18 protein-coding genes are annotated in these 17,413 nt (G+C 41.9%); 11 read left to right on the top strand and 7 right to left on the bottom strand.

The annotated features are described in order from the left end of the window. The first annotated feature begins 279 nt into the window (after positions 1–279). A complete protein-coding gene (locus ABD894_RS26645; RefSeq protein WP_345214148.1) occupies positions 280–705 on the top strand; it encodes a hypothetical protein in 426 nt (141 codons plus the stop codon). 642 nt (positions 706–1,347) lie between these two features. Here the strand turns inward: ABD894_RS26645 and ABD894_RS26640 are convergent. Both ABD894_RS26640 and folK read right to left on the bottom strand, forming a co-directional pair. Beyond that, a complete protein-coding gene (locus tag ABD894_RS26640) occupies positions 1,348–1,725 on the bottom strand; it encodes an Hpt domain-containing protein (protein ID WP_345214147.1) in 378 nt (125 codons plus the stop codon). Positions 1,726–1,748: 23 nt separating this feature from the next. Beyond that, the gene (folK, locus tag ABD894_RS26635; RefSeq protein ID WP_345214146.1) at positions 1,749–2,228 is read right to left on the bottom strand and encodes a 2-amino-4-hydroxy-6-hydroxymethyldihydropteridine diphosphokinase; all 480 of its coding nucleotides are present in this window, start codon (positions 2,226–2,228) and stop codon (positions 1,749–1,751) included. Between the two features lie 86 nt (positions 2,229–2,314). Between folK and sppA the strand changes: the two genes are divergently transcribed. Beyond that, on the top strand, positions 2,315–4,084 hold the full coding sequence (gene sppA, locus ABD894_RS26630; protein WP_345214145.1) for a signal peptide peptidase SppA: 1,770 nt from the start codon (positions 2,315–2,317) through the stop codon (positions 4,082–4,084). A gap of 68 nt (positions 4,085–4,152) precedes the next feature. Here the strand turns inward: sppA and ABD894_RS26625 are convergent, their stop codons facing one another. Next, on the bottom strand, positions 4,153–5,337 hold the full coding sequence (locus tag ABD894_RS26625) for a hypothetical protein (RefSeq protein WP_345214144.1): 1,185 nt from the start codon (positions 5,335–5,337) through the stop codon (positions 4,153–4,155). Between the two features lie 161 nt (positions 5,338–5,498). Here ABD894_RS26625 and ABD894_RS26620 point away from each other — a divergent pair, with 161 nt between their 5' ends. From ABD894_RS26620 to ABD894_RS26590, 7 genes are all read left to right on the top strand, one after another. Continuing rightward, positions 5,499–7,181, top strand: coding sequence for a helix-hairpin-helix domain-containing protein (locus tag ABD894_RS26620; RefSeq protein WP_345214143.1), 1,683 nt, complete (start codon positions 5,499–5,501; stop codon positions 7,179–7,181). A gap of 12 nt (positions 7,182–7,193) precedes the next feature. After that, positions 7,194–8,177, top strand: a complete 984-nt coding sequence (gene rfaE1 / locus ABD894_RS26615; protein WP_345214142.1) for a D-glycero-beta-D-manno-heptose-7-phosphate kinase — start codon at positions 7,194–7,196, stop codon at positions 8,175–8,177. A gap of 3 nt (positions 8,178–8,180) precedes the next feature. Continuing rightward, positions 8,181–8,735, top strand: coding sequence for a D-sedoheptulose 7-phosphate isomerase (locus tag ABD894_RS26610; RefSeq protein WP_345214141.1), 555 nt, complete (start codon positions 8,181–8,183; stop codon positions 8,733–8,735). A gap of 3 nt (positions 8,736–8,738) precedes the next feature. After that, positions 8,739–9,239 carry a D-glycero-beta-D-manno-heptose 1-phosphate adenylyltransferase gene (rfaE2, locus tag ABD894_RS26605; protein WP_345214140.1) on the top strand — a complete coding sequence of 167 codons (501 nt, stop codon included), beginning with the start codon at positions 8,739–8,741 and terminating at the stop codon, positions 9,237–9,239. 16 nt (positions 9,240–9,255) lie between these two features. Beyond that, positions 9,256–10,227 carry a glycosyltransferase family 9 protein gene (locus ABD894_RS26600; protein WP_345214139.1) on the top strand — a complete coding sequence of 324 codons (972 nt, stop codon included), beginning with the start codon at positions 9,256–9,258 and terminating at the stop codon, positions 10,225–10,227. Between the two features lie 116 nt (positions 10,228–10,343). Next, entirely contained in the window at positions 10,344–11,090 is a 747-nt protein-coding gene (locus ABD894_RS26595) for a porin family protein (protein ID WP_345214138.1), read from the top strand. Between the two features lie 74 nt (positions 11,091–11,164). After that, positions 11,165–11,641, top strand: a complete 477-nt coding sequence (locus ABD894_RS26590; protein ID WP_345214137.1) for a SixA phosphatase family protein — start codon at positions 11,165–11,167, stop codon at positions 11,639–11,641. Here ABD894_RS26590 and dprA read toward each other — a convergent pair. Next, positions 11,638–12,738 (bottom strand): DNA-processing protein DprA, encoded by a 1,101-nt coding sequence (dprA, locus tag ABD894_RS26585; protein ID WP_345214136.1) that lies wholly within the window; start codon positions 12,736–12,738, stop codon positions 11,638–11,640. The two genes, ABD894_RS26590 and dprA, sit on opposite strands and share 4 nt — an antisense overlap. Before the next feature lie 126 nt (positions 12,739–12,864). Between dprA and ABD894_RS26580 the strand changes: the two genes are divergently transcribed. Together ABD894_RS26580 and ABD894_RS26575 are read left to right on the top strand one after the other, a co-directional pair. Continuing rightward, positions 12,865–13,242, top strand: a complete 378-nt coding sequence (locus ABD894_RS26580) for a BlaI/MecI/CopY family transcriptional regulator (RefSeq protein ID WP_345214135.1) — start codon at positions 12,865–12,867, stop codon at positions 13,240–13,242. A 67-nt stretch (positions 13,243–13,309) separates the two neighbouring features. Beyond that, positions 13,310–15,004, top strand: coding sequence for a TonB family protein (locus tag ABD894_RS26575; protein WP_345214134.1), 1,695 nt, complete (start codon positions 13,310–13,312; stop codon positions 15,002–15,004). Between the two features lie 2 nt (positions 15,005–15,006). Here ABD894_RS26575 and rsmG read toward each other — a convergent pair whose 3' ends face one another. Genes rsmG through ABD894_RS26560 form a run of 3 tightly spaced genes read right to left on the bottom strand, consistent with a single transcriptional unit; the run spans position 15,007 to position 17,337 of the window. Then, positions 15,007–15,633, bottom strand: coding sequence for a 16S rRNA (guanine(527)-N(7))-methyltransferase RsmG (gene rsmG, locus ABD894_RS26570; RefSeq protein ID WP_345214133.1), 627 nt, complete (start codon positions 15,631–15,633; stop codon positions 15,007–15,009). Next, a complete protein-coding gene (locus ABD894_RS26565; protein ID WP_345214132.1) occupies positions 15,623–16,228 on the bottom strand; it encodes an RNA polymerase sigma factor in 606 nt (201 codons plus the stop codon). The genes rsmG and ABD894_RS26565 overlap by 11 nt, the downstream gene beginning before the upstream one ends. Then, positions 16,219–17,337: a glycosyltransferase gene (locus tag ABD894_RS26560; RefSeq protein ID WP_345214131.1), complete on the bottom strand. Its 1,119-nt coding sequence runs from the start codon at positions 17,335–17,337 to the stop codon at positions 16,219–16,221. The genes ABD894_RS26565 and ABD894_RS26560 overlap by 10 nt, the downstream gene beginning before the upstream one ends. Positions 17,338–17,413 lie beyond the last annotated feature (76 nt).

Raw genomic sequence — 17,413 nt, 5'->3', positions numbered from 1 at the left:
CTATAACTGGGAAAGACCCCATCAGGGGATCGGAGGTAAAAAACCTATCGATATGATCACCCTAAACAACAAATCATAAATCAACTAATCTGTCCTCGAATTAATAAACCCTTACAGCAATGACGCGTTTTTTTTGCTTATGTTCGGTATTATCCCCGCATCTTATATGTGAGCGATTATAGAATACAATTGGTGTGATGATAACACCCAACAATAGGCTGGAAAAAGGATCAAAATATGATTAAAAATTTAAAATTATTCCATCCTTAAACAAGGAATATGATTGATGCAAAATCTTATACAGCCTTCGTAAAAAGGTATTATTCTTTCTTGATTAGTGAGTTTGATTTTATCGTAAGTAGTGAAAAAGTAAGAGGTAATACTTTTTATGATATTCAGTATTCAAATAAAAAAATAGCTATTTCTATTAGCTACGAAAATATTGAAGATTACTTTCAGATAAACATTTATTTGTTAAATAATGGCTATTTTCCTGATTATGATGATAAGACAAAGACATTAAACTTAAGCAAAGTTAATGCATTAGTAATCAAAGAAATAAGCAAAAAAGAAATAGAATTAAACAATGATTATTTTTTAATATTTGAAGCACACGATCATTTCCAGAAAAAACTAATAAAATCAGCGAAAGAATTACGTTTATCGATGAAACATTTAAAAGAATTCCCCCAATTTAAATTGTAATTAAATGCTGGTGTACTGTTAATAATCACCTTTTAAAGATAACACCGACCATAGGCTGGAAATCATTATAAAGATAGATCGTCATTGCGAAGTACGAAGCAATTCCCGACTTGCAGAGTTGCTTTGTATAGTATAGAGATTGCTTCGTTCCTCTCAATGACGTGTTTTTTAAGCTATGTGCAGTGGCCTTCTCAACTTGCGCTCGTTTTCAACGAGTGCATAACATGGCAGAGCGACTGCATTCCGAAAAAGCGTCGCAGACGCTAACCCAGTTTAAGCACTCGTTGAAAACGAGCGCAAGGGTTTTTCTTCACGTCAGCAAACAGCTTAGGGCGAAAGCGGGCAGAACTTTAAGGCCAAGAGCGGAAAGGCGGGCATAGCGAACTTGTTGCATGTGGTGAGGATATTATCGGAGGGGCAAAAGTTCCAGCCCTAAGTTCTGCACGGTTTGCAGCGGAGGGGCCAAGTGCGGCAAAGAAGCCTTTTGCTGGACAAGGGTTTTGTTACTTTTGCCCTCAAAAGTAATGGGGCACTGCGCCCAAGAGCAGACCAACGTTAATTACAGCACAAGCCAAACCTAAGTAGAGATTGCTTCGTGCCTCGCAATGACGCGGTTTTTTATAAAACCTCCAAGCTTCTAAACTACAAACCCGCTTCTTTTTCCTGTTTAATTTGCTCCAGGGTGATGAGGTTTTCGGCGAGTAATTGCTGCACCTGTTCAAACTTTTCTATTACTTCTGCGGGGTTTTGCGCGCCGCCTTTGCTTAGTATTTCCACATCCTGTAAAAGTGCCTGGCTGTTGGGCATCCCGAAAAATCCCAGGTTGGGTTTCAGTTTATGCGCGGCGGCGGCGGTAGCCTGCCAGTCTTTAGCGTCAATAGCAGTACTTATTGATTCCAGTAATTCAGGTGTTTGTTGCAGGAACATGGCTATCGACTCCACTATAAACTCATCGCTGCCATCAGCAATTTCGTACAAAAATGAAAGGTCCAGGTCCTGGTTAGGTGAAATACTTGACATATAAAAGGTTTCAAAACTCAAATCTATAATTTTTTTACTATCAATGTATCTTTCAAAGCATTTTTGATACTTAATACATTGTTGTTCAGTACCGGATGAATTAACTCCGGCGCTATTTCGGCCAGCGGTTCCAGCGTAAACCGCCTTTCGTGTAAGCGTGGGTGCGGTACCTGCAACTGCGGCTCGTTAATTACCTGGTCGCCGTAAAATAGTACATCAATATCAATCACCCGTGCCCCCCACCGTTCTTTTCGTACCCGGCCCAGTATGCTTTCAATATGCAATACCCGCGTTAGTAACGCCAAAGGAGGTAGTTCTGTTTGCAGCAAAATCACCTGGTTAAGATAATCCGGCTCATCTGTTTTACCCCACGATTGCGTTTCGTATACCGACGACAACTTTATTACCGCCCCAACTTCCTCCGCTATATGCTGAACAGCCTGCTGCAAATACATTTCGCGCTCGCCCAAATTGGTACCCAACAGCAAAAAAACGTCTATCATGTTGTAACAAATATTATTACCGTGGCTCTTAACATTATACGGCATCGAATTACTAAGTTTGCATATATAACGATTTATAATATTTAATGAAACAATTCTTCAAATTTGTACTGGCTACCATTGTAGGGTTTATATTGATAGGTGTGCTGGGCGTTGTGTTGATCATCGCTATCGTATCATCAGCCGGCGATCAAAAACCACAGGTTGAAAATAATTCGATATTAACACTTGAATTTAAAAACCCCATCACCGAACGTACCCCTAACAATCCGCTTGCTGATTTGGGTATTTTGGGTTTTGATAAAGACAAAACCATCGGCCTTAACGATATACTCACTAACATTAAAAAAGCTAAAACCGACAGTAATATAAAAGGTATTTACCTTAACGAAAGCTACATGCAATCGGGACAGGCCACTACCGAAGAGATCCGCAACGCGCTGATCGACTTTAAAAAATCGGGCAAATTTATTATCGCTTACAGCGAAGTATACACACAGGGTTTTTACTACCTGGCATCGGTGGCTGATAAGGTTTATGTAAACCCTAACGGTTATTTTGAATTTGGCGGCTTTAGTTCTGAAGTTACCTTTTTAAAAGGCGCGCTTGATAAACTGGGCATTGAGGCACAAATTATAAAAGTGGGTACCTTTAAAAGTGCTGTTGAGCCATTGGTACTTACCAAAATGAGCGATGCCAACCGTTTACAGGTAAGTTCATATTTGGGTTCATTGTATGATCATTTTCTTGCCGGTGTAAGCAAATCTCGTAACGTAAGTAAAGATTCCTTATTCAACTACGCCAACAGGATGAGCATACAATATCCGCAGGACGCGTTGAAATACAAACTGGTTGACGGCCTTAAATATAAAGACGAGGTATTAAACGACCTTAAAAAGCGTACCGGTGTTGATTTGGATGACGACCTTAAAACCATAGAAATTTCGGAATACACTAATTCAACATCTGAAACCAAGGATGAAGAGAGCGGCAGTTCAAGCTCGCGCATTGCCATGATCTACGCTTCGGGCGAGATTTCGGGCGGTGATGGCGACGATAACAGCATTGGCTCTGAAAAATTATCAAAAGCCCTGCGTACCGCGCGTTTAGATAAAAAGGTAAAAGCGATAGTATTGCGTGTAAATTCACCGGGGGGCAGTTCGCTGGCTTCTGACGTGATCTGGCGCGAGGTTGCCCTTACCAAAAAAGTAAAACCGGTGATAGTTTCTATGGGCGATGTAGCTGCATCGGGCGGTTATTATATCGCATGCGCGGCCGATTCTATCTTTGCCGAACCAAATACCATTACAGGTTCTATAGGTATTTTCGCGGTGCTGCCTAACATGCAGAAGTTTTTTAACGATAAATTGGGCGTAACTTTCGATGGTGTAAAGACCGGTCAGTATGCTGATTTAGGCGATATCAGCCGCGCCCTTACCCCTGCCGAGCGCGCTATATTGCAAAACCAGGTAAACCACGGTTATGATGTGTTTACCAAAGTAGTGGCCGATGGTCGCCATAAAACGCAGGATTATATTAACAGTATTGGCCAGGGCCGTGTATGGACAGGTTCGCAGGCATTAAAGATCGGTTTAGTTGACCGCCTGGGCAATATTCACGACGCCGTTAAATCAGCAGCGAAAATGGCCAAGCTAAAAAACTATAAAATTGTAAACTATCCGGAGCAGGAAAGCAAGCTGAAACAATTAGGTTCGGGCTTTACCGCAGAGGTAAAAACCCGCATTTTACAATCAGAACTGGGCGATAATTACCAGTATTACGATCAAATTAAAAAGGTAACTAAAATGATGCGGATACCGCAGGCACGTTTGCCATATAACATCAGCATAAAATAATTACACATTATTATATACCAAAAAGCCGCCCATTAAAGGCGGCTTTTTGTATTTATACACACTTGCTATCACGAGCTTTCCCGGTATTTTATGCCCATTAATTTATTCGGCTTTAGGTAGAGGTTATCATTTTTAAAATCGAAGATGACGTTAAAACGCTTTAAAAAATCATTACCAAAATAGTTGATCTCGAAACCTACCGGGTTTTTATTGCTCAATACATAAGCAGGGACATTAGTCAAATTGAAACCACTAAAGCTAAGCAGTGGTATTTCCACCAGTTTGATCTCGTATTTTGTCCCTCTCGGGTCGGTAAGTGTAGATGATTTAATCACCTTCATATCAGCCGGGACACCCTGGCCTTTCATCCAGTTACCATCCAAAATCAGTGCCTGATCGGAACCGTTATCAAACAAAAATTTCCCCGTATACTGCTTATCCCCTACTTTTAAAGTAGCCACCGCGCTTACAAATGATCGTATAAAATCCAGTTTCGATTTAACATAGCCCTTGGTTTCGGGCAATTTTGAGTGGATGATCATCAGGTTTTTATCGTAATCGAGTTCTACCTGCTTACCTTCAAACAGGTTCCAGCCAAAGCGGCCATCCATATCATGAGCGGTGAACGTAGTAGGTACAATTTCCTGATCGCTCCACACCATAGTGCCCATTTGCAGCTTGCCTACCTTTTTCAGGTTATTGTAATCAGGCTTTGCTTTACCGGCTAATACATCAGCCTGATTAGTCAGCAAGTTTGTTTTTTTAAGTATGGCATCGCGCGTTAAGCGAAAATCAAAAGAACTTGCATCAAAATGGAAGTTCAACGTATCGGTGTTGTTGAATACCGTTTTCACCTGTATGGTATTGTAAGCGGTAAGCGTAAACGGAATAGTATCGTGCCGAACAATGCTTTTTTGTTGTTTATTCTCGGCAGGTATAGCACTGGCAATTTGTGTATAGCAAGAATCTTTACCGTTCAATAATACTACAAAGTTGAACTTAGTGCCGGGTTTAACCTTAACCCTTATCGAATCAATATCGGTATAAAATGTAACCCATTTTGCTTTGCGTGTACGGTCGGCGGTATAAACATCGGGCCGTATCTTAGGCGAAAGCGACCATGCGTTTTTATCGAGGAAGCCGCCATCATTTATGGCAACCGATTTAGAAGTCGCCTTTATAACAGGCAGTTTAGTTTGCGCCATAGCCGGTTGAACCAGTAGCAGCGCGGTAAAAAGTTGCAGATATTTCATTGATATTTTTCGGGGGTAAATAATTACCGTTTAGTATTCCCTTTAAAATTACATGCAATTATTAAATATAAACAAGCCCGCCATAACTATTAACACATTTAATTGTTAACAAAAGCCGCCCATTACATGCGGCTTTTGTATTTTTGCACCCTTGATTCTATATGGAAAATAAACCTATATCCCGTACGCTGCGTTTACTTTCGCAACTGATGGAACTGCACGATGTTAACCAGTTTAAGATCCGCTCGATTGCCAACGCAGCTTTCAAGGTGGATAAACTGCCTTTTCAGGTTGTAGGCAAATCTTTTGAAGAGCTTGAAAAAGTTGATGGTATAGGTAAAAGCATAGCCGCCAAAATAATAGAGTTGCAGGAAACCGGCACCCTTGCCGAACTACAGGAAATACTGGCCGTTACGCCCGAAGGTGTGGTGGAAATGATGGGTATTAAAGGTATTGGCCCTAAAAAGGTAGCCATTATTTGGAAAGACCTCGGCATTGAAAATACCGGCCAACTATACTACGCCTGCAACGAAAACCGCCTGATTGAGGCCAAAGGTTTCGGCCTTAAAACCCAGGAAGAGATCCGCAAGGCGATAGAATTCAGGATGGCGAACAACGGCAAGTTTCTATACGCGCAGGTTGAGGCCGAAGCCAAAGAATTAATAGATGAAATTAAGGCGACCTTCCCGGAGGCTTTAAAACATTTTTCGGGTGAGTTTCGCCGTTACAGCGAGATCATTACCGAACTTAATATTGTACTGGGCACTAATGATAAGCAACTGGCTATTACTACCCTGCTGCAATCGGAAATATTGAAGAACACCGCCGTGGTTGACCATCATGTTACCGGCGAATTAAGCAATGGTTTACTGGTTGATATTACCTGTATTGAAAAACAGGAATATTACCTGCAATTGTTTTTAAGCACCGGCGATGATGAGCATGTGCAAGCCGTTTTAGACAGGATACCCGAAAAGCTGGATCAGCCTGAAAGCGAGGAGATGATCTATAAAAAGGCAGGCCTTAGCTGGGTTCCGCCGGAACTGCGTGAGGGAACTGCTTATATTGAGAAAGCCGCCAAAGATGAACTGCCCGACCTGATAGATTACGCCGATTTGAAAGGCACACTGCACAACCACAGCACTTGGAGCGATGGTGTAAACACGCTGGAAGAAATGGCCATCTATTGTCGCGATAGCCTGAAACTGGAATACCTGGGCATTTGCGATCACAGTAAAACCGCGGTTTATGCCAAGGGATTAAGTATAGAACGTGTATTGCAACAGCACGAAGAAATAGAGCATCTGAATAAAAAACTTGATGGCTTCCGTATTTTTAAAGGGATTGAATCAGATATTTTGAGCGACGGATCACTGGATTACCCGGACGAGATCCTCAAAAAGTTTGACTTTATTGTGGCATCGATACACTCCAACCTAAAAATGGATGACGAGAAAGCGACTACCCGCCTGATAAAAGCAATTGAAAACCCATACACAACCATACTGGGGCACCCTACCGGCAGGCTGTTATTGAGCCGTAAAGGTTACAGCTTTGATCATAAAAAGGTGATAGATGCCTGTGCCGCCAACAATGTGGTCATTGAAATAAACGCCAACCCGCTAAGGCTCGACCTCGACTGGCGCTGGCATCAATACGCTTTGGATAAGGGTGTTTGGCTATCCATTAACCCCGATGCGCACCGTAACGAAGGCTTTTTAGATATGCATTATGGTATACATGTTGCCCGTAAAGGCGGCTTGTATAAAGAAAAGTGTTTAAATGCGTTATCATTGCAACAAATTACAGATTTTTTCGACCGTAAAATGTCGGCTAATAGCTAATATAAATTAAGAATGCTTAAACAAAAAGCACAGGAAATACAATTAAAAGGCACCCAACCCAATATACTGGTAATTGGCGACCTGATGATAGATCACTATATTACAGGCAGTGCCAGCAGGCTATCGCCGGAGGCGCCCGTACCTATAGTAAATGTTAAAAATGAAACTACCACCCTTGGCGGCGCCGGTAACGTAGTACAAAATCTGGTAGCATTAGGTGCCAGTGTACAGGTAGCGGGTGTAGTTGGCAATGATATTTACGGCACCCGGTTAAAAGAAATTTTAGCAGAAGATGGTGTTTCAACAGATGCTGTTGTTGAAGATAATAGCAGACCCACTACCGTAAAAACACGTGTACTTGTAGGCAGCCATCAAATGATAAGGGTTGACCGCGAGGTAACCAATAGCCTTGATGCTGCTTTAGAAGATGAACTGCTGAATAAACTTTCGCCATCTATCAGCGAGGCCGATATCATTATCCTGTCCGATTATAATAAAGGATTATTTAGTCCGCAACTTACGCAGCGTATTATTAAAGCGGCAAACGCGCAGCAAAAAAAGGTAATTATCGACCCAAAAGGGCTTGATTATTCAAAATATAAAGGCGCTTATTTGATAAAACCCAATCGTAAAGAGCTTTCTGAAGCTGCAAAAACTGCGAATATCAATACCATTGATGACCTGCAACAGGCGGCGAAAGTGATATTTTCAGAAACCAATACCGAATATTTAGTAGTTACTTTATCTGAAGAGGGCATGGTAATATTGAGTGAACTTACTTATAAATTACTCCCTGTTAAGGCTACATCGGTATTTGATGTAACCGGTGCCGGTGACACCGTTTTGGCCACAATCGCTTATTTTATGGCATCGGGTTTGGCTATTGATGAAGCCTGCGAACTGGCCAACCATGCGGCGGCTATTGTTATTAAACAAATAGGCAGCGCCACCACCACAATCAACGAAATTATTGACCATATAACCACGCAACAATAAACTATGGTTATCCAGGAACTTATTGAACATCAAAAAACTATACAAAAGGTAATTGATTCGCTTACACCTGCAATTGAACAGGCCTGCGAAATGATGACCACCACTTTAAGTAAAGGCAACAAGGTGCTGATAGCCGGGAACGGCGGAAGCGCGTCTGACGCGCAACATATAGCAGCCGAGCTTACCGGCAGGTTCGTTAAAGAGCGAAAATCATTACCCGGCATAGCGCTAACTGTTGATACTTCGGCTATTACAGCCATTGCTAATGATTACGGTTACGACCGTGTTTTTGCCCGCCAGGTAGAGGGGTTTGCCCGACCCGGCGACCTTTTTATAGGTATATCAACCAGTGGAAACAGCCAGGGGATACTGAATGCCTTCGACACTGCAAGGGAATATGGCTGCCAAACATTAGGACTGTCAGGTCGTGATGGTGGTAAAATGAACGGCCTGTGCGATCTTAATATCGTAGTACCATCTGACGTTACCGCACGCATACAGGAAATGCATATTTTAATAGGCCACATTATGTGTAAGGCTGTTGATGATTTATTTTAAGCCATGAGAACCGACCTTGAAAATATCCTGCTCACCAAAATACGCGATCAGGAAAGCGGAAAAGCCATTATAGATGCCTGGAAAAACGAAGGTAAAAAAGTGGTTTTCACTAATGGGGTGTTCGATCTGTTGCATATCGGCCATATTACTTACCTGGCTAAAGCGGCCGAAGAAGGCGACAAACTGGTGATCGGGCTTAATGCCGATAGCTCAGTAAAACGTATTAAAGGCGAAAGCCGCCCGGTAAATGATCAAAGCAGTCGCGCGGCTATACTGGCGGCATTATTTTTTGTAGACGCGGTGATCGTATTTGAGGAAGATACTCCTTTAAACCTGATTACCAACCTGATGCCCAATGTATTAATTAAAGGTGCTGATTATACCGTTGACAATATTGTTGGTGCCAAAGAAGTGATAGCGGCAGGCGGCGAAGTAAAAACCATTACTTTTGTAGAAGGATATTCGTCGACAAAGATCATCGAACGTATAAAAAAACAGATCTGATACTGAGGGTTATAAAATGAAGATATTGGTAATCCGCTTTAGCTCCATGGGCGACATCATTTATACAACCCCGGTTGTACGATGCCTCAAAAAGCAATTACCCAATGCCGAAGTCCATTTTTTAACCAAGCCCGCCTTCAAATATATATACGATAACAACCCTTACGTTGATAAATTGCTGCTGTTGCAGGATACCTTATCGGCAATAATAGAGCAGATAAAGGCTGAACGATACGACCTCATTATCGATCTGCATAACAACCTGCGTACGGCTATTATCAAGTTTCGTACGGGTATCAGATCGTCTACCTATAAAAAGCAAACGATACGTAAGTGGCTTAGTCTTAAGTTTCATGTAAAATTGGTGCCTCCTACTCACCTGGTAGATCGTTACCTCGAAACTGTGAAATTTTTAGGTATAAGTAATGATCTGGCACCTATTGATTATTATATTAAGGAAAAACACCAGCTGAAAGACCTCCTTCCTACTGCTTTCGCCAATGGTTATGTAGCCTTTGTGATAGGTGCAACACACTTCACCAAGCGGTTACCAAACCAAAAGATCATCAATATTTGCAGAGAAATTGATGGCCCTGTGCTGTTATTAGGTGGTAATGATGTTAAAGAAAACGGTGATATTATAGCTACAGCCTTAGGTAAAAAGGTACACAATGCCTGCGGAATTACCAGTTTAGATCAATCTGTTTTCTTGGTTTCGAAAGCGAAAAGCGTGGTTGGTTTTGATACCGGCCTCACCCATATTGCCGAAGCTTTTAACAAACCGATAGCCTCTATTTGGGGCGGCACCGTGCCCGAATTATTAGGTGTGCAACCCTACATGGTACATGATGCTATGGTGGCCGGTGTAGATATTTCCTGCCGCCCCTGCTCAAAATTCGGTTTGGCCCAATGCCCGCTGGGCCATTTTAAATGTATGAATGATATGCCCGAAGAGCCTATCGTGGGCTTTATCAATTCGGCAAAGTAGACCACAGGTAAATAATCGCACTATTTTCTTATTAAGCTTATGTTATAATTGCTCAACAGCCTTTCTATAAAGCGTTGAATTAATTATCTTTAGGCACACAAAGCGTTATCACATACATGAAAAAAACTTTACTTACTCTTTGCCTCGCGGCAGCTTCTTTTACAACGTTCGCTCAGGTTTATGAAGATGAAACACCTACCACCTTTGGTATAAAAGCCGGCTTAAACCAAGCAAGTATCAAAACAGATCTTAGCGGTTTTTCGGTTCCGGGCCAGGTATCAAGCTCAACTAAATCCTTAACATCTTTCCATATCGGTTTTTTTGCCGATATAAAATTCACCAAAGAGTTATCCTTACAACCCGCTTTATTGTATACCGGTAAAGGTGGTTCTTTTGCTTACGCCGTTAATATTGAAGCAGAAGGATTTAATTTAGCTACAGTTGCCACCGAAAAACTATCGTTATACTATCTGCAACTCCCTGTCAATTTGGTTTATACCATGCCTGTAGGCGATAACCACTTGTTTTTTGGTGCAGGCCCTTACATCGCTGTTGGTCTTTCGGGCAGGCAAAAAGGCTCTGCTACAATTATCGCGGAAGGAATGTCTGAAACTACCAGTTTCGATCAAAAAGTAATATTTGGCAATAACCCGGAGGAAAGCACTGTGCGGTCAACCGATTACGGTGCGACTGCCTTAGTGGGCTTTAAATTCTGGACTGGCTTCTCTGTAAACGCAAGCTATGATTTTGGTTTATGCAATATTCAGCCTTATAACAGCAGCCAGGCTCAACAGCAAGATGCCGATATAAATATCAGCCCTAAAACACGTACGTTGAGTTTATCGGTAGGTTATACTTTCTAAAATGATCAAAACAAAACAATATTATTAAAGTTAAATGGAGAGGAGCGATCTTCTCCTTTTTTTTGCCTCATCCCATGAAAAAACTATTACTAATACGCCATGCTAAAGCCACACACGAGAGTGGTTTTGAGGATTATGAAAGACCGTTAACCCATTCCGGTGTACGTGATGCCGCCGTAATGGCAGCCCGTATTGACAGTCTCTCGCTTGTACCACAGGTAATTGTATCGAGCCCGGCACTGCGAACCCTTTCAACAGCCAATATTTTTTCAGAACATTTATCACGACCAGAACCTATTACCGACAAAGCAATTTACGACGCGTCGGAAAAAACGCTGTTAAAGGTGATCAACCAACTGCCCGATCAGTACGAGTTTGTGGCTTTAGTAGGGCATAACCCCGGTATCAGCCAAATACTATATTACCTGAGCGGCGAACCAAGGGAAATGGATACATGCGGTATTGCGCTGCTTGTTTTTCAGGATGATAGCTGGGCCACCATTACCGAAAACGTGGGCAAACTGGTACATTTTGATTCGCCAAAGCTTTAACCAATACGGTAAACCTTACCCGGTAACGAGGTGATGTAACCCTGCATTTCCATATTTAGCAAGTTCATGGCCAGCAGGCTTACGGGCATATTTGTCTTCAAAGTAAGCTCGTCAATGGCTAAGGGGCCATTGTTTTGCTGTAAAATGTCGAATATGCTGCGTTCATCCTTTGTCATATCTAAAGGCAGGGTCCATTGTTCTTTAGCCGGTTTGGCATTGGCATCCCTCTCCCAGCCCAGGCTGTAAGCCAAATCGGCCACGCAGGTAAGCAGGGCGGCTTTATTATTACGGATCAGGAAGTTACAACCTTCAGAATATTCATCGCCCAACCTGCCGGGAAAAGCGTAAACATCACGGTTATACGAATTAGCGATTTCGGCCGTGATCAACGCGCCGCCTTTCAGGCTGGCTTCAATCACCACAGTAGCATCGGCCATTCCTGCAACAATGCGGTTCCGGGCCGGGAAATTCTCCCGGTCAGGCTTTGTACCCGAAGTATATTCGCTGAGTAAACCACCATTCTCCAGCATCTTATCTGCCGTTGCGCGGTTTTGGTGCGGGTATAACCTGTCCAGTCCGTGGCCTAATACGCCTACTGTGGGCATATCGAATTTCAGCGCTTCGCGATGCGCGCAAACATCAATCCCTAAAGCTAAACCGCTTACTATTAAAACATTATGCTGCTGTAATTCTTCAATTAGCTGGTGACATAATTGTTTACCATAATCGGTAGCGTTACGGGTACCCACAATACTGATCACACGACGGCTGTTAAGGTCGGCATTGCCCCTGCTATATAACAATATTGGCGAATCGTTACAGTTTTTAAGACGGTTTGGGTAGCGCGCATCGTTATAAAAGATTACATCGATGTTGTTCTTCTCCACATATTTCAGCTCCTCTTCGGCCTTGCGCAAGGCGTCGTCGAGGCTTTGCCTTATCGCCCTTTTATCGATAAGTCCGGGTATGGACAGGAATTTTTCCTCGGGAGTTTGAAAAATTTTTTGAGCGTCGCCAAAGCGTACAAGCATCAGTTTAGCCCGTGCCGGGCCTATATTTTTTACGAGTGATAAAGCTATTTGGTGTAGTAACGACATATTTTAATCAGTGCGACTAAAGTATACAAAATCCTAATATTATTAGCAATAAATAAAAAACTATAAAAATAGTTTGCAAACTATAAAAATAGTTGTACGTTTGTTTAACTATAAAAATAGTTTACTATGAATATCAAGGAACTCACCAAAGCCGAAGAGCAAATAATGCAGATACTGTGGCAGTTAAACGAAGCCATTGTAAAAGAGATATTAGAAAGAATGCCCGATCCGCGCCCTGCTTATAATACCGTATCAACTGTGGTACGAGTGTTGGAAGGAAAAGGATTTATAGATCACAAAGCTTACGGTAACTCGCACGTGTATTTTCCGCTCATCAGCGAAGAAGAATATAAGAAGTTCACTTTCAACAAAATGATGAGCAATTATTTTGATAACTCCTACAAAAGCCTGGTATCGTTTATTGCCGATAACCGCAAAATAGGTATCAATGAACTGGATGAACTATCGGCCCTGATTGAAAAACTTAAAAACGAAAAGAAATAAGTACCGATTATTATTATACCTAAACCCTATCACCCGCTTTTTACAAACCAATTAAACAAATAAACCTATGAATTGGCTGCATTATCTGTTAGAAGCTAACCTTTACCTGAGCATATTTTACGTGGGCTACTTCCTTTTTTTAAGTAAGGATACTCATTATAACCTTAACCGGGCCTACCTGCTCACCACTTGTATACTCGCTTTTGTTATCCCGTTTTTACAACTTGGATACCTGAAACCGGTAGAAACGGTGGAGCAAATTGTGCTGATTATTCCCTCGGGCAACACCCCAAAAGTAGCTATCAAGGCCAGTGTTTTCACTTTGCAGCAGGCACTTTTTTACCTGTATATAGCAGGCGCGGCGGTGTGTTTTTGCTTGTTCAGCTTTAAAGTTTACAAGCTTTTCAGGCTGATAAAAAGTAAAACTTATACACTTGAGGGCAGCTATAAAGTGGTTTATGTAGATGATGATAACACGGCTTTTTCGTTTTTCAACTATCTTTTTATAGGTAAAAACACGCCCGAAATTGATACCATCATTAGGCACGAACTGGCGCATATCGGCCAAAAGCACTCCTGGGATATTCTGTTTGTGGAGATATTGAAGGCTTTAAACTGGTTCAACCCATTGCTGTATCTGTTGCAAAACAGCCTAAAATCGGTACACGAATACATTGCCGATGAGAAAGCGGCGGCTTATAATGGCGATGCCCTCGCTTACTCATCCTTCCTGCTCAATAACGCTTACGGACTGAGCGGTTCATCGGTAACACATTCATTTTTCAATTATAACTTACTAAAAAAGAGGATCATTATGTTAAACCAAAAACGTTCGGGAAAATTAGCCAGGCTAAAGTTCCTGATAGCTGTGCCGCTTGGTGCAGGCATGCTGTGCGCATCTACACTGGCGTTCAGCAAAACCTATGGATGGGTTGATGTGTTGCCCGCAAAGGCAGCGCCCTCGGTATCGCAAGCGCGTATGCCGGCTGATACTGTACCGTTGGCACCTAAAGTAGTGGATATCAAAATTAAACCTACACCGCCGCCACCTGTAGTGAAAGTAGTAAAGTTTCCGCCGCCAATTGTAAAAGCCGATGGTAAAAAAGGTGCGTCGCCTAAAGTACAAGTGGTAAAATTTCCGCCGCCAATTGTAAAGGCCGACGCTAAAACCGGTACGCCGCAGCAAGTAAAAGTGATAAAATTTCCGCCGCCTAAAGTATTGAACATCAAGCTTGATCCGGTGAAAGCTGACGCAAAATCAGCAAAAGCACTTAAGAATGTTGAGATCAGGATAGATGAGCCAATAGCATCAGACAAGGCCGTGTCGCAACAAAAAATGATCGCGCAAAATGCTTCAGTCGCTCAAAAAGGCACTTTTCAGGCTATAAGAATATCTGATACCATGCAACTTGTAAAATCACCAATACAACAGTTTTACAGCTATATAGGCAAGAATGTACGTTATCCGGCAGAAGCCCGCAATAAAGATATAGCCGGCAGGGTTATAGTAAGTATTACTGTAAATAACGATAACCAAATAAGCGGCGTAAGCCTTGTAAAAGGTGCAAGCGGCGGCTTGGGTAATGAGGTGGTTAGGTGTGTAAAAGCCTATACCGACAAGTTCCCTAATGGGCCGGGCACTTATCAATTACCTGTATCATTCGCATTATCATATGCTGATGGAAAATACAAACAAGACGGTCCGCTGGAAAATAAATCGGCCTATCTGGATGAAGTAGTGATAGTTGCCTATGCAAAATAAGCTTAAGCTTTTACATAGATAACCTGCTTGGTTTCAAAAAACTCCCCATCAAAAAATTGATTGAGGTGGTATTGCTGAACGGCTAAACCCGATTCGGCAATTTCCTGTTCCAGATCTCCCCCCTTTAAATATAGTATCCCGTTAGCTAAAGCATTGTTTGATTGCTTGCTGAATTTCCCCTTTACCCATGGGTAAAACTCCTTTAAACGGGTAACCGCGCGCGATACCACAAAGTCGAATTTATCGTCAACTTCTTCGGCACGCGAGTGCGATGCTTTCAGGTTTTGCAGGCCAATAGCTTTGGCTACTTCAGTTACTACCTTGATTTTTTTACCGATAGAATCAACCAGATGAAACTGTGTTTCGGGAAATAATATGGCTAAAGGGATGCCCGGGAAACCGCCGCCGGTGCCTACATCCAGCACTTTTTCGCCGGGTTTAAAGGCCATAACTTTGGCTATCCCTAACGAATGGAGTACATGCCGTTCATATAATTGATCAATATCTTTGCGAGAAATTACGTTGATCTGGCTGTTCCAGTGTGTATAAAGTGTGGGCAATTGCTCAAATTGTTGCAGTTGCTTTGCTGTCAGATCCGGAAAATACTTAGTTATAATATCAGATGTCATCCCTGTTAAAACGGTTAATGATGTTACCAAGAAGGTACCTCGCCCTAAACAATTGCGCCTTCACTGTACCCAAAGGCAGGTCGAGCTGGGTGGCTATTTCTTCGTATGATAACTCATCAAAATAACGCAGCGTAATGAGGTTGCGGTAGCGTAAAGGCAGCCCTTCTATCAGTGTTTTTAACTCTTTTGTTTGTTGTTTTTTGATAGATGTTTCTTCCGGGTTAAGCACATCTGCCTTAATTTGCAGCGGAATTTCGTCGCCGTCCTCATCCGTCATACCATGAATTGACATAGTATTTAGCTTCTTTTTACGGATAAAATCGATACAATTATTGGTAGCTACCCTGAATAACCAGGTGCTAAACGCATAATCAGGCTGGTATTTATCCAGCTTTTCAAAGGCTTTGGCAAAGGTTTCAACCATTAAATCCATGGCATCTTCCTTGTTATTCACCATTTTCAGGATCATAAAATAGATAGAATCCTTGTACCTTACCATCAGGTCGGCATACGCTTTTTGGTCGCCTTGCCTTGCTTTAACCACAAGGTGGAAGTCGTTCTTCGCGTTTTCGGTAAAATTAGTATTTACTTCCATTGGGTTGTTTTAATAAAGGTTCCAACCAATCCAAAAACATTCAGATAAACATAATATATCACATCAAACACCGGCAAATAGAATAACAAATCTTTTGCGTTAAGAGTTTTAAAAATTTTACTATAGATTAAAATTTGCGTCATAAGTCTAAACAAATACAAACCTAATGCCAGTAATGGTTCAAACTTAAACACAAAACACAATATTAATAAGGTATAAAAAAGAAAGCCGCTTACCGCATCCCAGCTTAGCATACGGCGGTGCTTACTTTTATACAGTTTACCTACGCCCATGTGGCGTTTCTTTTGCCTGAACCAGCCGCCTAAACTCGTTTTGGCATCGGTAAATACAAAAGCGTCAGGATGTATTTCAATAGTAGTGTTATCAGGGGTCGCGTTTTCGTTAACAAACAGATCATCATCTCCGGGCAATACATGCATGTGCGAGGCAAAACCTTTATTGCTGAAAAACAATGTTTTAGTGTAAGCCAAATTACGACCAACACCCATATACGGGTCAGCTTTCAACGCTGATGACAAGTAGCTCATGGCCGTCTTCACCGTTTCAAACCTTATAAACGGATTTAAAAAGTTTCCGGTTTTATTATATGGCGAAAATCCTAAAATAATTTGTGTGCTGCCGGTAAAGTTAGCCATCATACCGGCTATCCAATTGTCGGTAGCGGGGGTGCAATCGGCATCGGTAAATAGTAAATGTTCGTTTTTTGCCGCTTTTATCCCCAATGTAAGGGCAAATTTTTTCCCGGTTTTATAGCGTTGGTGCTCGGTAATGGTTACCACTTTAAGGTTAGGATAGGCGGCCTGCATCTCTAAAAGCAGCATATCGGAGCCATCGGTAGAGCAATCGTTCACTACCACCACCTCAAAATCGGGATAATTTTGCGTTAATATTTGTACCAGATTGTACCGCAAATTGGCCACTTCATTGCGGGCTGCAATAATTACCGATACTGGGATGTTTACGGGTAAAAGACCGGGTACCGGTTTGTAGCTTGCCAGCTTACTGTGAATGCCAACCAGGTAATAAAGCTGACTTATAAAACATACCTGAAAAAGAAGAAATAGAGCCTGTTGTATATATGTTTCCAAACAAAAATAATATAGCTGCAAAATTGTTAAAAATCAGCGATAATTATACTTAATGTACCTTAAAAATAAACAAATA

The sequence above is a fragment of the Mucilaginibacter gynuensis genome (assembly GCF_039541195.1).
GTDB lineage: Bacteria > Bacteroidota > Bacteroidia > Sphingobacteriales > Sphingobacteriaceae > Mucilaginibacter > Mucilaginibacter gynuensis.
This window is presented reverse-complemented; position numbering and strand designations above follow the sequence as displayed.